The organism is Deinococcus alpinitundrae (assembly GCF_009982895.1).
In the GTDB taxonomy this organism is placed as follows: domain Bacteria; phylum Deinococcota; class Deinococci; order Deinococcales; family Deinococcaceae; genus Deinococcus; species Deinococcus alpinitundrae.
This window is the reverse complement of sequence record NZ_WXZL01000031.1, coordinates 1-17859: the sequence shown is the minus strand read 5'-3', so window position 1 is coordinate 17859 and position 17859 is coordinate 1. Positions and strand designations below refer to the sequence as shown.

The following is a 17859-nucleotide window of genomic DNA, read 5'->3' as shown; positions in this document are numbered from 1 at the left end:
TCTCTTCAAAAGGAATCTCCATGACCCAGCCTGCCCCACCTTCCAAGTCCGCCCTCAGTCTGCCCGACGTTCTGGTGGCACTCGGCATCACCCTGCTGGGCGTGCTGATGATCATCGGTACCCAGCGCATCAACAGTTCGGGCATGAACACCATCGTCGGTCCACGCGTCTTTCCGATGATCATCAGCGTGGGTCTGACCTTGTTGGGAGCCGTTCTGACGGTGCTCGCCCTGCGTGGGGACCGGGCCGAGCCTGCCGCCGAGGAGGACACCGACCCCGACGCCCCGGTCAATCTGGCAGCGGCAGGCATCATCCTGGGCGGATTTCTGGTGGGCGCATTTTTGCTGCTGCCGCTGGGATTCGTTTTCGGCACGGCCATCATGTACTTCAGCGTGGCCTTCGCCTTCGGGGAGCGCCGTTTCGGGCTGATGCTGCTCGTCTCGCTGCTGGTGGCCTTCGTGACCTATGAGCTGTTCACGCGCGGGCTGGGCCTGACCCTGCCGCCGGGCATCCTGAAAGGCGTCATCTGATGGACGCCCTGACCTCTCTCTTTGCCGGATTCGAGACGGCCCTGACCCCGCTCAACCTGCTGTGGGCCCTCATCGGCGTCACGCTCGGCACGCTGGTGGGCGTGCTGCCCGGCATCGGCCCGGCCCTGACGGTGGCCCTGCTGCTGCCGGTCACCGCCAAACTGCCCGCCGTGAGCGCATTCATCATGTTCGCGGGCATCTACTACGGTGGCATGTTCGGCGGCTCGACCACCTCAATTCTGCTCAACACGCCCGGCGAATCGGCCAGCATCATCACCGCGCTGGAAGGCAACAAGATGGCCCGCAAGGGCCGCGCCGCCGCTGCGCTCGCCACCGCCGCCATCGGCTCGTTCGTGGCCGGCACCATCGGTACGCTGCTGCTGACCTTTGCCGCGCCCGCCATCGCCGAGATCGCGGTGCAGATTCCGCCCACCGCCAAATTCGCCCTCATTTTGCTGGCCTTCGTGACCATCAGCGCGACCTTCGGCGGCAGCCCCCTGCGCGGCCTGATCAGCCTGGCCTTCGGGCTGGGCATCGGCCTGGTCGGCACCGATCTTCAGAGTGGGCAGGCCCGCTTCACGCTGGGCTTTCCCGAACTGCTCGACGGCATTGACTTCGTGACGGTGGTGATCGGCCTGTTTGCCATCGGCGAAACCCTCTTCGTGGCGACCCGCCTGCGCAAAGACAAGGGCAACGTCATCAAGCTCCAGGGCAACGCCTCCATGACCCGCGAGGACTGGCGCAGAAGCTGGAAACCCTGGCTGCGCGGCACGGCCCTGGGCTTTCCCTTCGGCGCGATTCCAGCAGGCGGCGCGGAGATTCCCACCTTTCTGAGTTACACCCTGGAAAAGAAACTCAGCAAGCACCCCGAGGAGTTCGGCCAGGGCGCCATCGAGGGCGTGGCCGGGCCGGAAGCGGCCAACAACGCCTCGGCGGCGGGCGTGCTGGTACCGCTCTTGACGCTGGGGTTGCCGACGAGTGCTACCGCCGCCATCTTGCTGGCCGCCTTCCAGCAGTACGGCCTGCAACCCGGGCCGCTGCTGTTTCTCACCAACGGCGACCTAGTGTGGGGCCTGATCGCTTCCCTTTATATCGGCAACTTCATGCTGCTGCTGCTCAACTTGCCGCTGGCCCCGGTGTGGGCCAAGCTGCTCAACATCCCTAGGCCCTTTCTGTACGCGGGCATTCTGGTGTTCAGCACGGTGGGGGTCTACAGCCTCAACAACAGCGTCTTCGATCTGGTGCTCCTGGCGATCTTCGGCGTGATCGGCTACGGTATGCGCCGCTTCGACTTCCCGGTGACGCCCGCCATCATCGGCGTGATCCTGGGGCCGACTGCCGAGAACTTCTTCCGAACCGCCATGCAGCAGAGTGGCGGTGACTATTCGGTGTTCGTGACCCAGCCGAGTTCGGCCTTTATTCTGGTGATCGTGGTGCTGGCCCTGGTGCTGCCGCCGGTGCTGCGGGCGCGGGGCAAACGGGCGGCGTAAAAGAGAACCAGGAACGGACAAAGGAAAGGGTCTGGGGGTATGAACTGTCCCCAGACCCTTTCCCTGTTTTCTGAAAATTCAGCCCTGCCGCAGCGTCCGCAACTGCTCGTAGAGCTGCCTTTCCTCATCGCTGAGCTTGCCGGGCAGCACCAGATTGAGGCGCACATAGAGGTCGCCCGCCCCGGATTTGCCAGGCCAGCCCTGGCCCTTGAGGCGCATGCGCCGCCCGCCGCTGGTGCCTGCCGGGATGTTGAGGCTGAGATCACCTTGCATGGTCGGCACCCGCACGCTGCCGCCGAGCGCCGCCGTGTCCACCGGCACGTCCACGCTGGTGGTCAGGTCGTTGCCGCTCAAGTCGAAGCGGCCATCTTCGAGTACCCGGATGGTCAGCAGCACGTCGCCGCCGCCCGGCCCCTGACCGGCCAGCCGCAGCCGAGCGCCGTCGCGGGTGCCCGCCGGAATGCGGACGCTCAGACGCTTGCCCTCCACCTGAATATTCTCTTCCGAGCCAGCGAAGGCTTCCTGCAAGGTGACCTGCAACTCGCCTTCCACGTTCTGCACGAAACGTCTACCGCCGCCCATGCCCGACATCAGGTCGTCGATATTGACCTGAGCGCCCCCGCCCCGGAAGCCGCCGCGCCCCTGCTGCCCGAAGAGGCCCTGAAAGAAGTCGCTGAACTGCGAGGCGTCCACCCCACCGAAATCGGCACCGGGGGAACCGCCGCCCGCGCCGCTCCAGGCCCCCGGCGGTACCTGCCCGGCATGACCGTACTGGTCGTAGAGCTTGCGCTTCTCGGTGTCGGAGAGCACCGCGTAGGCCTCGCCGATTTCCTTGAAGCGGTTGGCCGCCTTCTCGTCCCCGGCGTTCTTGTCGGGGTGGTACTGCTTGGCGAGCTTGCGGTACGCGCTCTTGATGTCGCCCTCGGAAGCGCTGCGGGTGACGCCGAGCACATCGTAATAGTCCTTGTAGGCCATGCGTCCTCCTGACTGCAAAGGTGAACAGCGGTGGGCAGCTCAGCTTGACCCGTCCGGCCCACCGCTCACGGCTCAGCCCTTCTTGCTGACGACCACGCGTGCGGGGCGCACCAGGCGCTCGCCCATCTTGAAGCCGAGCTCGTAGACCTGGGTGATGGTGTCGTCGGTGTCGCCGGGTACCACCTGCAAGGCCTCATGCCACTGCGGATCGAAATGCTCGCCCACCTTGCCGCTGGCCTCCAGTCCGAGCCCCGAGAAGATCTTCAGCAGGCTGGTCTGTACCGCCTGCATGCCAGGAATCAGCTTGGCCGGGTCTTCCGCGCCCATCGTCACCGCCCGGTCGAGGGCGTCGTAAATCGGCATCATCGCTTCGGCGGCCTTGGCCTTGCCGTTGCCTTCGGCAGCACTCACGTCCTCCTGGGTGCGGCGGCGGTAGCTCTCGAAGTCGGCGGCCAGGCGGCCCAGCCTTCCCTTGAGGTCGGCGTTCTCCTTTTCGAGTTCATCGGCCTTCTCCATCTTGGCCATCATTTCCTGTACCTGGGCGAACATGCCCTCGTCCATCCCGTCCATGCCGGGAAAGCCGCCGTCCTCGTCCTCCAGCTCGGCGTTCTCGTCCAGCAATTCGGCGTCGATGACTTCGCCCTCAGACACTTTCTCCACCGTCTGTGCGTGGCCGTTCTGGTCTGTGCCGGGTTCAAATTTCAGGTTGTCGGGATTGGGATTGTCGTTGGTCATGGGTCGTCCTCTTGAAGGTGGGGTTGAAGGGGGTGGGGAAGGTAGAAAAAAGCGGGACGAGCGCCGGAGGACCCTCGGCCTCCTCATCACTCATCCCGCACGCACTGGAGCTTACTCGGCGGGCTTGAAGTCCGCGTCGATCACGTCTTCGTCCTGACCCGCGCCTGCTCCGCCCTGAGGGCCGTCCTGGCCGTCATTCTTGGGCTGGCTCTGGGCAGCGGTCATGAAGCTGCGCAGCTCCTCCTCCAGCGCCTTCTGGGCCTCGCCAATCTTGGCGTCGTCGTCCTGGCGGATAGCGTCCTCGGCGGCGTCGGCGGCGGCCTTGAGCTTGTCCTTGGCGGCCTGGTCTGCGCCCTCGTTTTCCTCGAGCTGCTGGGTGGCCTGCACCCGCAGCGAATCAAGCGCGTTGCGCTTCTCGACCTTCTCACGGCGTTCCTTGTCGGCGGCGGCGTTTTGCTCGGCCTCGCGCACCATCCGGTCCACATCGCCCTTGTCGAGCGTTGTGGTGTTTTCGATGCGGATGCTTGATTCCTTGCCGCTGGTCTTTTCCTTGGCAGTCACGTGCAAAATGCCGTTGGCGTCAATGTCGAAGGTGACTTCGATCTGCGCCTGTCCGGCCCGCATCGGCGGAATGCCTTCGAGCTTGAATCGTCCCAGCGACTTGTTGTCGGCGGCCATCGGGCGCTCGCCCTGCAGCACATTGATCTCCACGCCTGGCTGGTTGTTCTCGGCGGTGGTATAGATCTCGGTCTTCTTGGCCGGCACGGTGGTGTTGCGGGTGATCATTGGCGCGATCATGCCGCCCTTGACCTCCACGCCCATGGTGAGCGGGGTCACGTCGACCAGTACAATGTCACCCAGGCTGGAATCGCCCTGGATGATGCCCGCCTGCACCGCTGCGCCAAGTGCCACCGCCTCGTCGGGGTTGACCGACTCGTTGGGTTCCTTGCCGGTCAGCTCCTTGACGATGCGCTTGACGGCGGGGATGCGCGTCGAACCGCCTACCAGAATCACCTCGTCGATCTTGGAGGCGTCCAGCTTGGCATCGCTCAGCGCCTGCTCGACCGGCTTGCGCACGCGCCTGAGGAGGTCGGCGTTGAGTTCCTCGAACTTGGCGCGGCTGAGGGTACGCTCCAGGTGCAGCGGGGTGCGGGTCTCGGGGTCGAAGGTGATGAACGGCAAGCTGATGCTGGTGTCGGTGGCGTTGCTCAGCTCGATCTTGGCCTTCTCGGACGCCTCGATCAAGCGCTGGAGGGCCTGGGGGTCCTTGCGAAGGTCGAAGTTGTGCTCTTTCTTGAACTCGTCGGCCAGCCAGTTGACGATGTGCTGGTCGAAGTCGTCGCCGCCCAAGTGGGTATCGCCGGAAGTCGACTTGACCTCGAACACGCCGTCACCGAGTTCCAGAATGGTCACGTCGAAGGTGCCGCCGCCCAGGTCGAAGACCAGCACCGTCTCGTTGCCCTTGCGCTCCAGCCCGTAGGCGAGCGCGGCGGCGGTGGGTTCGTTGATGACGCGCAGCACGTTGAGACCCGCGATCTCGCCGGCCTGACGGGTGGCCTCGCGCTGTGAGTTGTCGAAGTACGCCGGAACCGTGATCACAACGTCCTTGATCTTCTCGCCCAGCTTGGCCGAGGCGTCATTGACCAGCTTACGCAGCACCTCGGCGCTGACCTGCTCGGGTGCGAGGTCCTTGCCGTTGACCTCGATGCGGACACTGCCGCCGGGGCCTTCCTTGACCTTGAAGGGGCTGCGGGCGGCCTCCTCGCTCACCTCGTCCCAGCGGCGGCCGATAAAACGCTTGACGGCAAACAGGGTCGCCTGCGGGTTGAGCGCAGCCTGGCGGCGGGCGATCTGGCCGACGAGGCGCTCGTCTCCCTTGTAAGCGACGACCGAAGGGGTGGTGCGCGCGCCCTCAGCGTTGACGATGACTTCCGGGCGTCCGCCCTCCATCACTGAGATGACGCTGTTGGTGGTTCCTAAATCGATTCCGACTGCTTTGGGCATGTGTTGACCTCGCTATGGGGAATTCTGTTCGCTTTCCTGAGAACAGTTCTGAACGCCTCCTATCATAAGCCCACAGTTGTAAGCAGTCAAGAGACTTGAGCGTATCAGACTCAAGTTCGGCGGGAGGCTCAAGAATGGGTGAAGGCACACAGCGCGCCCAGCGGCTGGCACGGGCAGTGGCTCTCTATTACAGTCACGCCCCGGCAACGGCGTAGACTCAGCAGCATATGAAACGTGTGGTGTGGCCCCTCTGGCTGCTGGGCGCAGCGCTTCTCCTGTTGGCCGTGATCAGTCTGACCATGCCACGCCCGGCACAGTCACCACTGAGTCTCGATCAGTTTCAGGGCGCGCTCTCACGCGGCGAAATTCAAAGCCTGACCATCCAGTATCAGGACAACACCGCCCAGCTCGGCGGCACCCTCAAGAACGGCAGCCGCTTCGAGAGCCGTTCGTTGACCGGCGACCCGCTGCTGGACGTGGAGAGCCTGCAAAAGCGCGGCGTGGACGTGACAATCGCCCAGCCGAGCCGCTTCAACTGGATCACGGCGCTGAGCACCATGCTGACCGTCTCGCTGATCGTGGTGTTGCTGATCACCCTGCTGAGAAACCGCAACCAGCAGAGCAGCGATCCGGCCAACCAGTTCGGGAAGTCAAAGGCCAACGTGATTCAGGAAGGGCAGATCAAGGTGAACTTCGGCGATGTGGCCGGGTGTGACGAGGCCAAGGCCGATCTCACCGAGGTCGTCGATTTCCTCAAGCATCCCGAGAAGTACCATGCTCTCGGCGCCCGCATCCCCCACGGCATCCTGCTGGTCGGTCCCCCTGGAAGTGGCAAGACCTTGCTGGCCCGTGCGGTCGCTGGGGAAGCCAAAGTCCCTTACTTCTCGATCAGTGGCTCGGACTTCGTGGAGATGTTCGTCGGCGTCGGTGCGGCGCGCGTGCGCGATCTGTTCGAGCAGGCCCGCAAGGCCTCACCCTGCATCGTGTTCATCGACGAGATCGACGCGGTGGGGCGCAAGCGTGGTTCGGGGATGCAGGGCGGCAACGACGAGCGCGAGCAGACCCTCAATCAATTGCTGGTCGAGATGGACGGCTTCGGCACGACGCACGAGATCATCATCCTGGCGGCGACCAACCGGCCCGACGTGCTGGACGCGGCTTTGCTGCGCCCAGGACGCTTTGACCGGCAGGTGGTGGTGGACGCGCCCGATGTCAAGGGCCGGGAAACCATCCTCAAGATCCACGCCCGCAAAAAGCCCCTTGATCCCAATGTCGATCTCAACGCGGTGGCCCGTCGCACCCCCGGCATGGTGGGGGCGGACCTGGAGAACCTACTGAACGAGGCGGCGCTAGGGGCGGCCAGAGAGCAGCGGAGCCGGATCACCAACAAGGACATCGACGAGGCCAGGGACCGGGTGCTGATGGGTCCGGAGCGGCGCAGCATGGTGATCGGGGAGAAGGACCGGCGGGTGACGGCCTACCACGAGGTCGGACACGCGCTGGCGGCCCAGTTGCTGCCGCACGCCGACCGCGTTCACAAACTCACCGTCGTCCCGCGTGGCCGGGCGCTGGGCGCGGCCATGTACACTCCGGAAGACCGGATGCATCACACTGAGGCGTCGCTGCTCGACCGCGTCGCGGTGGCGCTGGCCGGGCACGCCGCCGAGGACGTGGCGCTGGGGGCCGTGACCACCGGGGCGCAGAGTGACTTTCAGCAGGCCACCAACATCGCCCGCAAGATGATCACCGAGTGGGGCATGAGTAAGCTCGGCAATATCGCGTTGCAGCAAGATGGCGGCTACCTGGGCTTACCCGGCGAGCGCGGTCTGTACAGCGAGGAAACCGCCGAGCGCATTGACGAGGAACTGCGCCGCATCACCGGCGAGCAGTACACCCGCGTTCACGCCCTGCTGACCGAGCACGTGCACCAGATGCACCGGCTGGTGGACGCGCTGATCGTCCACGAGACCCTGAACGCCGAGCAGTTCGCGGCTGTGCTGGCGGGCGGTACCCTGGAAGACCCCGATCTGGGCCTGCCCGCTGCCGCCGAGCTGCCGGCCGTGGGCACCCTCAAGCCGGGCGGCGTTTAGCGGGCGTTTCGTCTCCAAGCGTGAGTCCCCGGTCTGCAAGCGAGTGAGCTGAAGACCGGGACTTTTTTGGTTACCCTGGGCAGCATGTTCACCTTTCCGGAAGCGGCGACCCTCTCCGAGACGCAGGTGGGTTTGGAGGCCCATCTGCTGGCGCGTTTTGCCGCCCGCCTGCCCGCTGCCTTCGTGCTGGAAGCGGCCTTCGAGGAAGCCTTCTACCGCCGCGCCAATTTGCCCGAACAGCTCGGCAAGTTGTTTGCGCCCATCAATCCCCGGCGCATTGACGAGGACCTGCTTGAAGGGCTGTGCGACCGGGCCACCACTCTGGTGCGCACCTCGGCGCTGATGGACGACAGCGTGCAACTGCTGCTGCGGGCGGTGAACAATGCCGGGCTGATCGGCAACGAATTTCACCTGCGCCGGCCCGCCGAGCGCCGCAGCGAGGTCGGCACAGCCCGGCCCCCCGGCAACGCGGTATTGTTCGCACTCAAGCGGCTGTGGGCCAGCGACTGGCAATTCGGGGCGGTGCTGGCCCGGCTCGACACGGCGGGCAGCATCGCCCTGGAAGCCCGGCCCGTGCTGATCTTCGCCGGGCCGCCCGGCCAGCCGGACCCTGCGCTGGCCGAACAGCTCGGCGCGTTCGAGGCGTGGCGCAGCGCCGCCGGGCTGGTCGGCCTGGCGTGAGCGCAGCGGCCCGGCTGTCTGCCCTGCCGTTCGGCCTGATCGGGGCGCTGCTCTTTCTCAACGTCTATGCGCCGCAGAGCCTGTTGCCGGTGCTGGCCCGCGAGTTCGGCGTGAGTGCGGCTCAGGTCGGCACGGTGGTCGGCAGCACCACCCTGGCGATGGCCCTCTTCTCGCCGCTCTCGGGTCTGATTGCCGACGCCCTGGGCCGCCGCCGGGTGGTGCTGGGGGCCTTTGCGCTGCTGATTTTGCCGAGCCTGCTGGCGACCCAGGCCCACTCGCTCGGCGCGCTCAACCTGGCCCGCTTCGTCCAGGGTCTCCTGATTCCGCTGGTGATGGTGGCCGTCAGCGCGTACCTGGCCGAGGAAGCGCCGCCCACGCGCTTTGCGCGGCTACTCACCGCCTACGTCACCGGCACCATCGTGGGCGGCTTCGGCGGGCGGCTGCTGAGCGGTCTGGCCGAGTACGCGGGCAACTGGCACCTGGCCTTCGGGTTGCTGGCCCTCACCAACCTGGCGGGGCTGGGCGTGGCCTGGCGGGGCATGCCGAAGGAACGGCACTTCGAGCCGCAGCGCCGACTGACGGAAGCGGCCCGCACCCTTGCCGCGCACCTGCGCAATCCGGTGCTGCGGCTGACCTGTGCGGTGGGCTTTCTGATTCTGTTCGTGCTGGTGTCGGTCTTCAATACCGTCACCCTGAGGCTGGCCGCGCCGCCGTACGCGCTGGGCAGCGGGCCGATCGGCCTCATCTTCGCCGTTTACCTGCTCGGCGCGGTCATCACGCCCGTTACGGCCCCGGCCCTGGCACGGCGCGGTCCCCGCTGGGCACTCGGGGCCGCCGTGCTGACCAGCCTCGCCGGGCTGGCGCTGACCCTGGCGGCCGCGCTGCCGCTGCTGATTGCGGGGCTGGCGGTGGCCGCCTGTGGGGTCTTCGTGGCCCAGGCTGCGGCCCTCAGCGCCGTGCAGCAGAGCATTACCGGCGGGCGCAGCTCGGCCAACGGCCTCTATAACCTGGCCTACTACGGCGGTGCGTCGGCGGCCAGCGTGCTGGCAGGTGCCGCCTACGACTGGCGCGGCTGGAACGCGGTGGCTGCCCTGTGTCTGGCGGCGATGCTGGCAGCGGGCGCAGTGGGGCGGCGGGCCTGGGCCAAGGGCTGAAGCCTGCTTCCTCAGATCGTCGGCATCACGTTGCCGCCCGACACCGAGATGTACTGCCCGGAGATGAAATTCGCCAGATCGCAGGCCAGATAAGCCACCAGATTGGCGATGTCCTGATCCGTGCCCCGGCGGCGCAGCGGGACCCCGGCCCGGTAAGCTTCGGCGGAAGCGTCGTCGGGTTTGTCCTCGCTGATCATCCAGCCGGGAGCCACCTGATTGACGGTGATCTGGTGCTCGCCGACCTCGCGGGCCAGCACCCGCAGCACCCCGTCCATGCCGCGCTTGCCCGCCACGTAAGCGCTCTGGGTCGGCAGATTCTGCATGGCGCACTCGGTGTTGATGCCGATGACCCGCCCCCAGCCGCGCCGGATCATGGCCGGAACGAACACCTGCGCCATCAGGACGTTGTGCAGCACGCTGGAGCGGAACTGCCCCTCGTAGTCGGCCAGCGGCTGGGTCAGCACGCTGGTCCAGTCGTACTGGATCACCGCGTTGTTGACCAGAATGTCGGGTGATCCGAGTTCGCTTTCAATCCGCTCGCGCATGGCCTGCACGTCCGCTTGCCGGGTGATGTCACCCTGCACACTGATGGCCCGCACCCCGAGCTGCCGCGCCTCAGCAACCACTCTTTCGGCGCTGGCCTCGTTCTGGTGGTAATGCACGGCGATGTCCGCGCCGCAACCGGCCAGCGTGCGGCACATGACGCGGCCCAGTTGTCCCGAGCCGCCGGTCACGAGGGCGAGGTGATGGGTCAGATCAATCTGCATGATGGAACCTCCTGAACAGTAAGCACGCTGCGGTCTGGGGGCCGCTGGGTTGGACAAGTCTAGGGTGAGAGCGGCCCTTCAAGGCAGCGGGGTCGGATCCGACCTCAGGTCATCTATCCCCGGAGTTTGTGTCAGGCTGACACCATCCCAGACGACTGAATACCAAATAGCGCCCAAGTCTCCACGCGGGGCGCGCTTTTTTGTCTGTACGGTGGGCGGCCCCACACTGAGGCATCTTCACACTCGTGGCCCCAGAACTGCCGAACTGACGATTTTCCGCTTTCGTAAGTCCTGCCGGGCCTGCCACAATAAAAGCAGAATACGCAGCGAGCGAACGGCACGCCTGGGAGAAGACATGGGCCAGTGGTTAGACGAACAGCAGCGGCGGCAGGAACAAGGTGCGGTGCGCCCAGCTCACCCGGCCCAGGGTCTGGAATCTGCCGGGCCGACGATTATCGAGGGGGCCTTTACCTACGACGCCCTCGAAGACCTGCTGCTGTACCTGTGCAGCCGCCGCGAAATCCTGACCTGGCAGCTCACGACGCTGGCGGGCAGCTTCACGTTGCTGCTCGACCAGGGTCAGCCTGCCGACATCATGTTCCGTCCGGTGCGGCCCATCGGGGCGTATGTCGGCCTGCGGGCGCTGCACACCCTCTTTCAGCAGCAGGGCGGTCAGTTCACGGTGCAGCGCGGCCTGAGCGCCTCGGGTGCGGCGGCCCTCAAGCGGCGCAGCCTGAACGCCAGCGGTGAGAATCTGCTGATCGCCATGGCCGCCTTTGAGGACGAGCACAACGCCCCGGCCATCCTGTCGGGCACCACCGTCGACGACTCTGCCGAGGGCCTGCTGGTGGCTGACCTGACGCCGGAAGACCACCTCACGGCCTTCGTCACCCGCTCCAGCGACACGCCGCTGGTAGACGTGCTGCAGCTTTTTTCGGTCAGCCGCCGGGCCTACCGGGTTTTGCTGTTTGGCAGCGCCGCCGGGCCGCTCGGTCAGATCGAGCTGAGCGCCAACCAGGTCGGGCGCGCTTCGGCATCCGGCCAGGAAGGTCAGGCCGCGCTCAATAGCCTGCTGGGCCTGAGTCTCTCCACCGAACTGCGGATCGAGGTCAGTCCGCTGACCGTTGATGAATGGCCCGGCAGCCCACTGGGCAAGCTCGACAGCCTGCTGCTGCGGGCCGCGCTGGACGGTGCCCTGACGCCTGAGCCGTCAGGTTCCCCGGCGCCGAGTGCGGGTGAGGTTGCCGACCCAGCGCAAATCAGTCCAGCGCCAGGTGGCCCAGCGCAAGCCCGGCCAGCCCAGATCAACCCAGCCCGCAGCAGTTTAGCCGAGCCGCCGCCCTCGCCGCTCCAGCGGCTGGGCCGACTGCTACGCCGCCGGTAAATCAACCGTCCAGCGTGCTCACAGTGCCAGCGCCGCCGGTTCGCGGGTGGGGGGCAGCAGTTCACGCGAGTCCAGCACCGCGTCGGGAATCCCGGCCAGGGCGGCGTCCAGCACCTCCAGCCCCGCGCCCGCCTTGAACGCCTGTTCGCTGATGGTGCGCTTATAGTGCCGCGCCCCGCTGTGCCCGGCGAACAGACCCAGGGTGTGGCGCAGCATCCGGCTAAGGTACACGCCCTGCTCCAGCTGCCCGGCCAGGTAGGGCCGCAGCGCCTCAATGACCTCGCGGCGGCTGGGGTCAGGGGCGACCTCGCCGAAGAGGCGGCGGTCCACGGCGGCCAGCAGATACGGGGTCTGGTAAGCGGCCCGGCCCACCATCACCCCGCCCACCCAGTTCAGGTGCGTCTCGGCTTCACCCAGGGTCTGCACGCCGCCGTTGAGCACGAAGGTGAGCTGCGGGAAGTCGGTGCACAGTTGCCACACCACGTCGTAGCGCAGCGGCGGCACCTCGCGGTTTTGCTTGGGCGAGAGGCCGCTCAGCCAGGCCTTGCGGGCGTGGACGATGAAGGTCTGACAGCCCGCCGCCGCCACCGTCTGTACGAAGGTGTGCAGGTGGTCGTAGCTGTCGAGGTCGTCGATGCCGATGCGGTGCTTGACTGTGACTGGCACGCTCACGGCCCGGCGCATAGCCTCCACGCCGCGCGCCACCACGTCGGGCGTGGCCATCAAGCAGGCCCCGAAAGCCCCGCTCTGCACCCGGTCCGAGGGGCAGCCGCAGTTGAGATTGATCTCGTCATAGCCCCACTCCTCGCCGATGCGGGCGCACTCGGCCAGCGCGGCGGGGTCGCTGCCGCCGAGTTGCAGGGCCAGCGGGTGCTCGCTCGCCGAGAAGTCCAGATGCCGGGCTCTGTCGCCGTGCAGCAGCGCTCCGGTGGTAATCATCTCGGTGTACAGCAGCGTATGTTTGCTCAGCGTCCGGTGGAAGGCCCGGCAGTGCCGGTCGGTCCAGTCGAGCATTGGGGCCACGCTGAAGGTATGGGGTGGGGGAGGGTGGGACGTCATCTCAGCCGTGCAGTGTAGCGCCTGGGCGCGGGGCCAAAGGCGGTCCGGGTCATGGTGCCGCCCGGCTCAGCGGTACAGATCGGCGCGGCTGGGCGGCAGAGCCACGCGGCGCTGCTCGTCGGGCTTGGCCAGCAGTGTCTGGAAAATGGAAAGGTGCCCGGCGCTGAAGTAGTACACGCAGGCATTCAGGTAAATGCGCCACAGCCGGTAGCGCTCTTCGCCCAGAAATTCCAGCGCCGCTGTCTCGTGGGCTTCCAGATTCCTGGCCCAGTGGCGGGTGGTCTGGGCGTAGTGCTCGCGCAGGTTTTCCACGTCGCGCACCTCGAAGAGGGCTTCCTCGGCAAATTTCTGGGTTTCCCAGATCGGCAGCAGCTCGCCGTCGGGGAACACGTAGCGCCGCGCAAAGTTGCCGGATTGCAGCAGGTTTGAGACCTTGGCCTGCCCCAGCCCCGAGGCGATGGCGTGGTTGAGCATCAGTCCGCCGGGTTTCAGCACCCTTTGAGCGGTGGCGAAATACTCAGCCATGTTCTTGCGGCCCACGTGCTCGGCCATGCCGATGCTGGAAATCTTGTCGAACGGCCCCTGAACGTCGCGGTAATCCCGCAGCTCCAGGCTGACCAGGTGGTCCAGCCCGGCGGCGGTCACTCTGGCTTTGCCTTCTTGCAACTGCGCTTCCGAGAGGGTGACGCCCGTGACCGAGACGCCGTAGTGCTGCGCGGCGTAGATCGCCAGCCCGCCCCAGCCGCAGCCGATGTCGAGCAATTTCTCGCCCGGCTGGAGGCGCAGCTTGCGGCAGATCAGTTCGAGCTTGGCGGCCTGGGCCTCGTCGAGGGTTTCGTCGCCGCCGGGAAAGTAGCCGCACGAGTAGACCATCCGCGAGTCGAGCCACAACTTGTAAAAATCGTTGGACACGTCGTAGTGGTGCTGCACGGCGGCCTTGTCGCGCTCACGGCTGTGGGTTTCTCCCTCCAGACTGGCCTTGGGCGCGGGCGGCGGCGCTCCGGCTCCCCGGCGTAGGCGTTCGTAGTCGCGCAGCAGGCCTGGTACGGCTTTCCAGTCCGGTGCGGCGTCGAAGGTGTCGGCCAGTTCGACCACCGCCGAGAAGTCGCCCTCGATGTCGAAATCGCCCCGAATGTACGCCTCGCCCAGCGCCACGTCGAGCGGCAACCTCAGCATCCGGCCCAGGGTCTTGGGGCTGTTGAGCCGCAGCCGGGCGTCCTCGCCAGCAGTGGCGGGGAGGGTCGTGCCGTCCCACAGCTCGATGGCAAAGCGGCGGCGGCTGGGCAGGCCGACATTCAGTAAGCGCAGGGCAGCGTCGCGCAGGTCTCCGGCGGTGGCGGCGGGGCGCAGGCGGGCGACCAGCACCCCGGCAGTCATCAGGGCGGCGGCACTGAGGGCGGTGGTCTGGGCGGGGCTGAGTTTGGCGCTGGGCTGCAATGATCTGGATTGGGCTAATTTGGGCTGTGACGGTCTGGACATGCGGGATTCTCCTTACTGCGGCAACCCGGCCATGATACCAGCGCCTGCGCCTCGCCCCGCTTTCTGTGGTTCAGCGGCGCGCAGGCAATGCCGCACACGGCGGCGCATCTGCGCTTCATGGCTTATGTCAGTGCGCGGGCTTGAGCACTGCGGGCGTTCTGCTATACTCCTCTCTGCGCGCCGACTGACGAGGCGTAGCGCAGGCTGGTAGCGCACTTGGTTTGGGACCAAGGGGTCGCAGGTTCGAATCCTGTCGCCTCGACCAGCGCAGCGGCGCGCGCACGCGAGATTGGTGTAGTGGTAGCACAGCAGCCTTCCAAGCTTCTGGCCTCGGTTCGAATCCGTGATCTCGCTCCAGAGTGCAACAGCAGCGACCCGTTAAAAGGTCGCTGCTGTTTTGCTTGATTGTAGGTTTTGGTCAGCTCGCGGCGGCCCCGCCGGTCTGGGCTGGGGGGCGGCGCGGCGGTCTGAGACGAGGCGAAGCTGGCCTGCATCAGCTTGACCTTGACCTCGTGGAGCCGAGTGGCGGTTTTCAGGGCGTCCTCGCGACTCAGCAGTCCCGCGCCGACGAGCTGCACCACGTGCTGACCGAACGTCTGCATGCCGTGCAGCCCGCCCTCCTCGACCGCCTGTTTGATCTCTTCGAGCTTGTCTTCCTGCTTGATGCATTTGCGGATGGTGGCGATGCTGAGCATCACTTCCATGCCCAGCACCCGCCCACCGCCGACTCTGGGCAAGAGGCGCTGGCTGACCACGCCCACCAGACTCTCGGCCAGGCCCTGGCGGATCTGGGCGCGCTCGTGCGGCGCGAAGAAATTGATGATGCGAATGACGGTGCGCATGGCGTCCACGGGTGTGCAGGGTGCTGAACCCCAGGTGGCCGGTCTGTGCCGCCGAGAGGGCCGCCTCCACCGTTTCCTTGTCGCGCATCTCGCCGATCAGGATGACATCGGGGTCCTGGCGCATTGAGGCGCGCAGGCTCGCTGCGAACGACAGGGTGTCGCGTCCCAGTTCGCGCTGCGAAATGGTGCCCTGTTTGTCGTGGTGCAAAATCTCGATCGGGTCTTCCAGGGTCAGCACATTGACCGGCTGGTGGGCGTTGATATGGTTTATCATCGGGGCCAGTGTGGTGGTCTTGCCGCTGCCGTTGGGGCCAGTAACCAGAATCAGGCCGCGCTCGTTGTCGACCAGCGACTCGAAGGTGGCCTGCGGCAAGCCGAGCTGCTTGAAGGTCAGAATCGGGCGGTGTTCGATGACCCGCATGATGATGCCGATTGAGCCGCGCTGATAGTAGGTGTTGACCCGGAAGCGGGCCAGTCCCGGCAGGCTGTAGGCGAAGTCGGCGTCACGCTACCTGGCGAACTCGCTCCACTGCTCGGGGCGGTCCATCAGTAGCCGGGTGAAGTGTTCGAGCTGCTCGGCGCTGAGTGTGTCGGTGCCGAAGCGCTGCAGGTCGCCCCCGATCCGTCCGCCCGGCAAGCTGCCCGCGCGCAGGTGAACGTCGCTGGCTCCGGCCTCAACGATGGTGGTCAGTAGAGCATGTAAAAGTTCCACTGCCTGAAGGAAGGCAAGCGGCTCTCACGCAAACCTGACGGGGCTGAAGTCTCAATGTGGCCTTTCAAACGGCCTCGCGAGGTGGTACATTCTTTCGGCAGGAATGTCGCCGCGCTTGGCCCATGCACCCTTAGCTCAGCTGGATAGAGCAACCGCCTTCTAAGCGGTCGGTCAGTGGTTCGAATCCACTAGGGTGCACCACATGTAGCACGGCAAAAATCCACTTTTCGGAGTGGTTTTTTTCGTTTGTAGTTGACTCGTGTAGCAATCTAATGGGTGACCACAGGCATGACTGCAGCTAATCAAGAGACGGATAGTGGCGCTTAAGGCTTTCCCGTGCGGTGGGGATCGAGAATTGCCAGTTCACCCGGACAGACCGTGCATTACGATCTGTTTCCCAGGCCAGAAGTTCCCGCTCGACGGCCGCCTTGTTGGCCAGGCGCTGACCGAGACACTGACGTTGGAGAAGGGACCATTCGAGTTCAGCCATGTTGAGCCATGAGGCATGTTTCGGCGTGTAGATCCACTCGAATCGTCGGGTCAAGCGCCGTGCTTCCTCAGCTGGAAGATGCTGATACACGGCTGCAGGACTGTGTGTAGAGCGTTGGTCGAGCACCAGGCAGATCTTCTCTGTTTGCGCATCGCGCAGCTCCAGACACTGGAGCTGCGCCGTGAACTCGGCATTTCCTCGCCGCTCGGTCACCGTCACCGTGCGTTGACCGGTGTGTGGTTCCAGAGCGACGAAGAAATTGACCGTGCCACAGCGTTTGTATTCATGATCGACTCGTGCCGGGTATCCCGGCACAGGTGGCAGCGGGTCACGGACATGATCGAGCAGCTGATACGACTTCTCATCAAAACAGATCACCGGATGCCGTGGATCGTAAGGCTGAGCAGAGGTGTCGAGTACGGTTTCCATGCGCCACACAAAGTCGGCGCCTACCTGGGCGACACACCAACGTTGAACTTGCCACGGTTTGAGCGCGTTTTTTCCAGTGTTCTCCGCACGGTTTCGTCGCTGATGCTGTCCACCACGCCCAACGTCACCAGTCGATCGGCCAGCAGTTGCATGGTCACTTTTCTCGACCGTCGGGACTTGAGCACACTTCGGCGATCAGGATGGCGGTCTGCTGTGGGTTAAGTTTTGGTGCCTGTTTCGGCCTTGCTTTCTCGTAGAGGGCCGCCTAGAGGCCGCCCTCCACATACTTGCGCCGGGTATGCGCCACCGTGGCGGCATTGACACCGTGACGCTCGGCCACATCGCGGTCTAGGAAGCCTTGATCGCTCAGCAACAGCAGGCGTGCACGGGTCATGACCCGTGCACTGAGCACCCCTTTGCGAGTCATCTCCGTCAGCTGTTGCCGCTCGTCGTCACTCAGTTTCACCACCCACCGCTTCTGTCGTCCTATCCCTCAGCTTAGCTCATGCCATGCCTGTGGTCATCCACTAGAGCAAGCTTTAAAGGCAGGTGCACGGAGAACGGGTGCTTTCAGGTGTGGCCTGAGAATAATTGCCAAGGAACGCAAACAGAAAAGCGGTCCACTGACATTCAACCCAGCCGGCCCTCACTGGGCGATTTCCCTCAGATGCCCTGCGCGCAGCTGATTAATGCGAAGACCGGCGAGATCCTGAAAAACCTCGGGTGGTACGAGACGGCCAATCAGGCCCACAGTGCTTGCAGCAGCCATGCTGAGGGCCTCTTGGTCTAGGAATGCAGTCCAGATGAATTCTGGATCACTGAGGGAGAGGACGAGGTGCATCAGGTCGAGGCCGACGCGCCAGAAGGATAACCCTGCTACCATTACGTCATGCCCAGAACTGTGCTGATCCGTTTCGTTATGCCCCCACCGATCAAGACTATTGATCTCGGCTGAAGTGAACGACGGTAGAATGATTGGATGACTGACCGTTGGCTCCCATCGCACCTCACCCGAGCTCAACTCGAAGAACGTCGCCT

15 protein-coding genes, 3 tRNA genes and 2 pseudogenes are annotated in these 17859 nt (G+C 65.2%); 9 read left to right on the top strand and 11 right to left on the bottom strand.

Annotated features, from left to right (window positions below):
* Positions 1-20 precede the first annotated feature (20 nt).
* Complete coding sequence (locus GUI70_RS19405) at positions 21-530, top strand: tripartite tricarboxylate transporter TctB family protein (RefSeq protein ID WP_161883966.1); 510 nt, start codon at positions 21-23, stop codon at positions 528-530.
* Complete coding sequence (locus GUI70_RS19400; RefSeq protein WP_161883965.1) at positions 530-2020, top strand: tripartite tricarboxylate transporter permease; 1491 nt, start codon at positions 530-532, stop codon at positions 2018-2020. Before GUI70_RS19405 ends, GUI70_RS19400 begins: the two co-directional genes overlap by 1 nt.
* Positions 2021-2098: 78 nt before the next feature.
* Here GUI70_RS19400 and GUI70_RS19395 read toward each other — a convergent pair whose 3' ends face one another.
* From GUI70_RS19395 to dnaK, 3 genes are all read right to left on the bottom strand, one after another.
* Positions 2099-2995, bottom strand: coding sequence for a DnaJ C-terminal domain-containing protein (locus GUI70_RS19395; RefSeq protein WP_161883964.1), 897 nt, complete (start codon positions 2993-2995; stop codon positions 2099-2101).
* Positions 2996-3067: 72 nt separating this feature from the next.
* Positions 3068-3730 (bottom strand): nucleotide exchange factor GrpE, encoded by a 663-nt coding sequence (locus GUI70_RS19390; protein WP_161883963.1) that lies wholly within the window; start codon positions 3728-3730, stop codon positions 3068-3070.
* A gap of 111 nt (positions 3731-3841) precedes the next feature.
* The gene (dnaK, locus tag GUI70_RS19385; RefSeq protein ID WP_161883962.1) at positions 3842-5734 is read right to left on the bottom strand and encodes a molecular chaperone DnaK; all 1893 of its coding nucleotides are present in this window, start codon (positions 5732-5734) and stop codon (positions 3842-3844) included.
* Between the two features lie 227 nt (positions 5735-5961).
* On the opposite strand from dnaK, the gene ftsH reads away from it, so the two are divergent.
* From ftsH to GUI70_RS19370, 3 genes are all read left to right on the top strand, one after another.
* Positions 5962-7824, top strand: coding sequence for an ATP-dependent zinc metalloprotease FtsH (gene ftsH, locus GUI70_RS19380; protein ID WP_161883961.1), 1863 nt, complete (start codon positions 5962-5964; stop codon positions 7822-7824).
* Between the two features lie 84 nt (positions 7825-7908).
* The gene (locus GUI70_RS19375) at positions 7909-8505 is read left to right on the top strand and encodes a hypothetical protein (RefSeq protein WP_161883960.1); all 597 of its coding nucleotides are present in this window, start codon (positions 7909-7911) and stop codon (positions 8503-8505) included.
* Positions 8502-9659 (top strand): MFS transporter, encoded by a 1158-nt coding sequence (locus GUI70_RS19370; RefSeq protein WP_237725046.1) that lies wholly within the window; start codon positions 8502-8504, stop codon positions 9657-9659. The genes GUI70_RS19375 and GUI70_RS19370 overlap by 4 nt, the downstream gene beginning before the upstream one ends.
* An 11-nt stretch (positions 9660-9670) precedes the next feature.
* On the opposite strand, the gene GUI70_RS19365 is transcribed toward GUI70_RS19370, so the two are convergent.
* The gene (locus tag GUI70_RS19365) at positions 9671-10426 is read right to left on the bottom strand and encodes an SDR family NAD(P)-dependent oxidoreductase (protein ID WP_161883959.1); all 756 of its coding nucleotides are present in this window, start codon (positions 10424-10426) and stop codon (positions 9671-9673) included.
* 355 nt (positions 10427-10781) lie between these two features.
* Between GUI70_RS19365 and GUI70_RS19360 the strand changes: the two genes are divergently transcribed.
* Complete coding sequence (locus tag GUI70_RS19360; protein ID WP_161883958.1) at positions 10782-11810, top strand: hypothetical protein; 1029 nt, start codon at positions 10782-10784, stop codon at positions 11808-11810.
* A gap of 18 nt (positions 11811-11828) precedes the next feature.
* On the opposite strand, the gene dusA is transcribed toward GUI70_RS19360, so the two are convergent.
* Both dusA and GUI70_RS19350 read right to left on the bottom strand, forming a co-directional pair.
* Positions 11829-12869: a tRNA dihydrouridine(20/20a) synthase DusA gene (gene dusA, locus GUI70_RS19355; RefSeq protein WP_161883957.1), complete on the bottom strand. Its 1041-nt coding sequence runs from the start codon at positions 12867-12869 to the stop codon at positions 11829-11831.
* A gap of 66 nt (positions 12870-12935) precedes the next feature.
* On the bottom strand, positions 12936-14348 hold the full coding sequence (locus GUI70_RS19350; RefSeq protein ID WP_237725045.1) for a class I SAM-dependent methyltransferase: 1413 nt from the start codon (positions 14346-14348) through the stop codon (positions 12936-12938).
* Positions 14349-14536: 188 nt separating this feature from the next.
* On the opposite strand from GUI70_RS19350, the gene GUI70_RS19345 reads away from it, so the two are divergent.
* Both GUI70_RS19345 and GUI70_RS19340 read left to right on the top strand, forming a co-directional pair.
* Positions 14537-14613: transfer RNA gene (locus GUI70_RS19345), tRNA-Pro, on the top strand.
* 18 nt (positions 14614-14631) lie between these two features.
* Positions 14632-14705, top strand: a tRNA-Gly gene (locus GUI70_RS19340).
* A 119-nt stretch (positions 14706-14824) separates the two neighbouring features.
* Here GUI70_RS19340 and GUI70_RS19335 read toward each other — a convergent pair.
* A pseudogene (locus GUI70_RS19335) lies at positions 14825-15902 on the bottom strand (type IV pilus twitching motility protein PilT); the annotation flags it as partial.
* Between the two features lie 124 nt (positions 15903-16026).
* Here GUI70_RS19335 and GUI70_RS19330 point away from each other — a divergent pair.
* Positions 16027-16103, top strand: a tRNA-Arg gene (locus GUI70_RS19330).
* A 97-nt stretch (positions 16104-16200) separates the two neighbouring features.
* Here GUI70_RS19330 and GUI70_RS19325 read toward each other — a convergent pair.
* The 4 genes and pseudogenes from GUI70_RS19325 to GUI70_RS19315 all read right to left on the bottom strand — a co-directional run.
* Positions 16201-16833, bottom strand: a pseudogene (locus tag GUI70_RS19325) (IS630 family transposase); the annotation flags it as partial.
* 8 nt (positions 16834-16841) lie between these two features.
* Complete coding sequence (locus tag GUI70_RS25075; RefSeq protein ID WP_272952904.1) at positions 16842-16973, bottom strand: hypothetical protein; 132 nt, start codon at positions 16971-16973, stop codon at positions 16842-16844.
* Positions 16974-17086: 113 nt separating this feature from the next.
* Positions 17087-17248 (bottom strand): helix-turn-helix domain-containing protein, encoded by a 162-nt coding sequence (locus tag GUI70_RS19320; protein ID WP_161883956.1) that lies wholly within the window; start codon positions 17246-17248, stop codon positions 17087-17089.
* 219 nt (positions 17249-17467) lie between these two features.
* Positions 17468-17859, bottom strand: a 392-nt coding sequence (locus tag GUI70_RS19315) for a hypothetical protein (RefSeq protein WP_161883955.1), incomplete at its 5' end; no start/stop codon positions are given.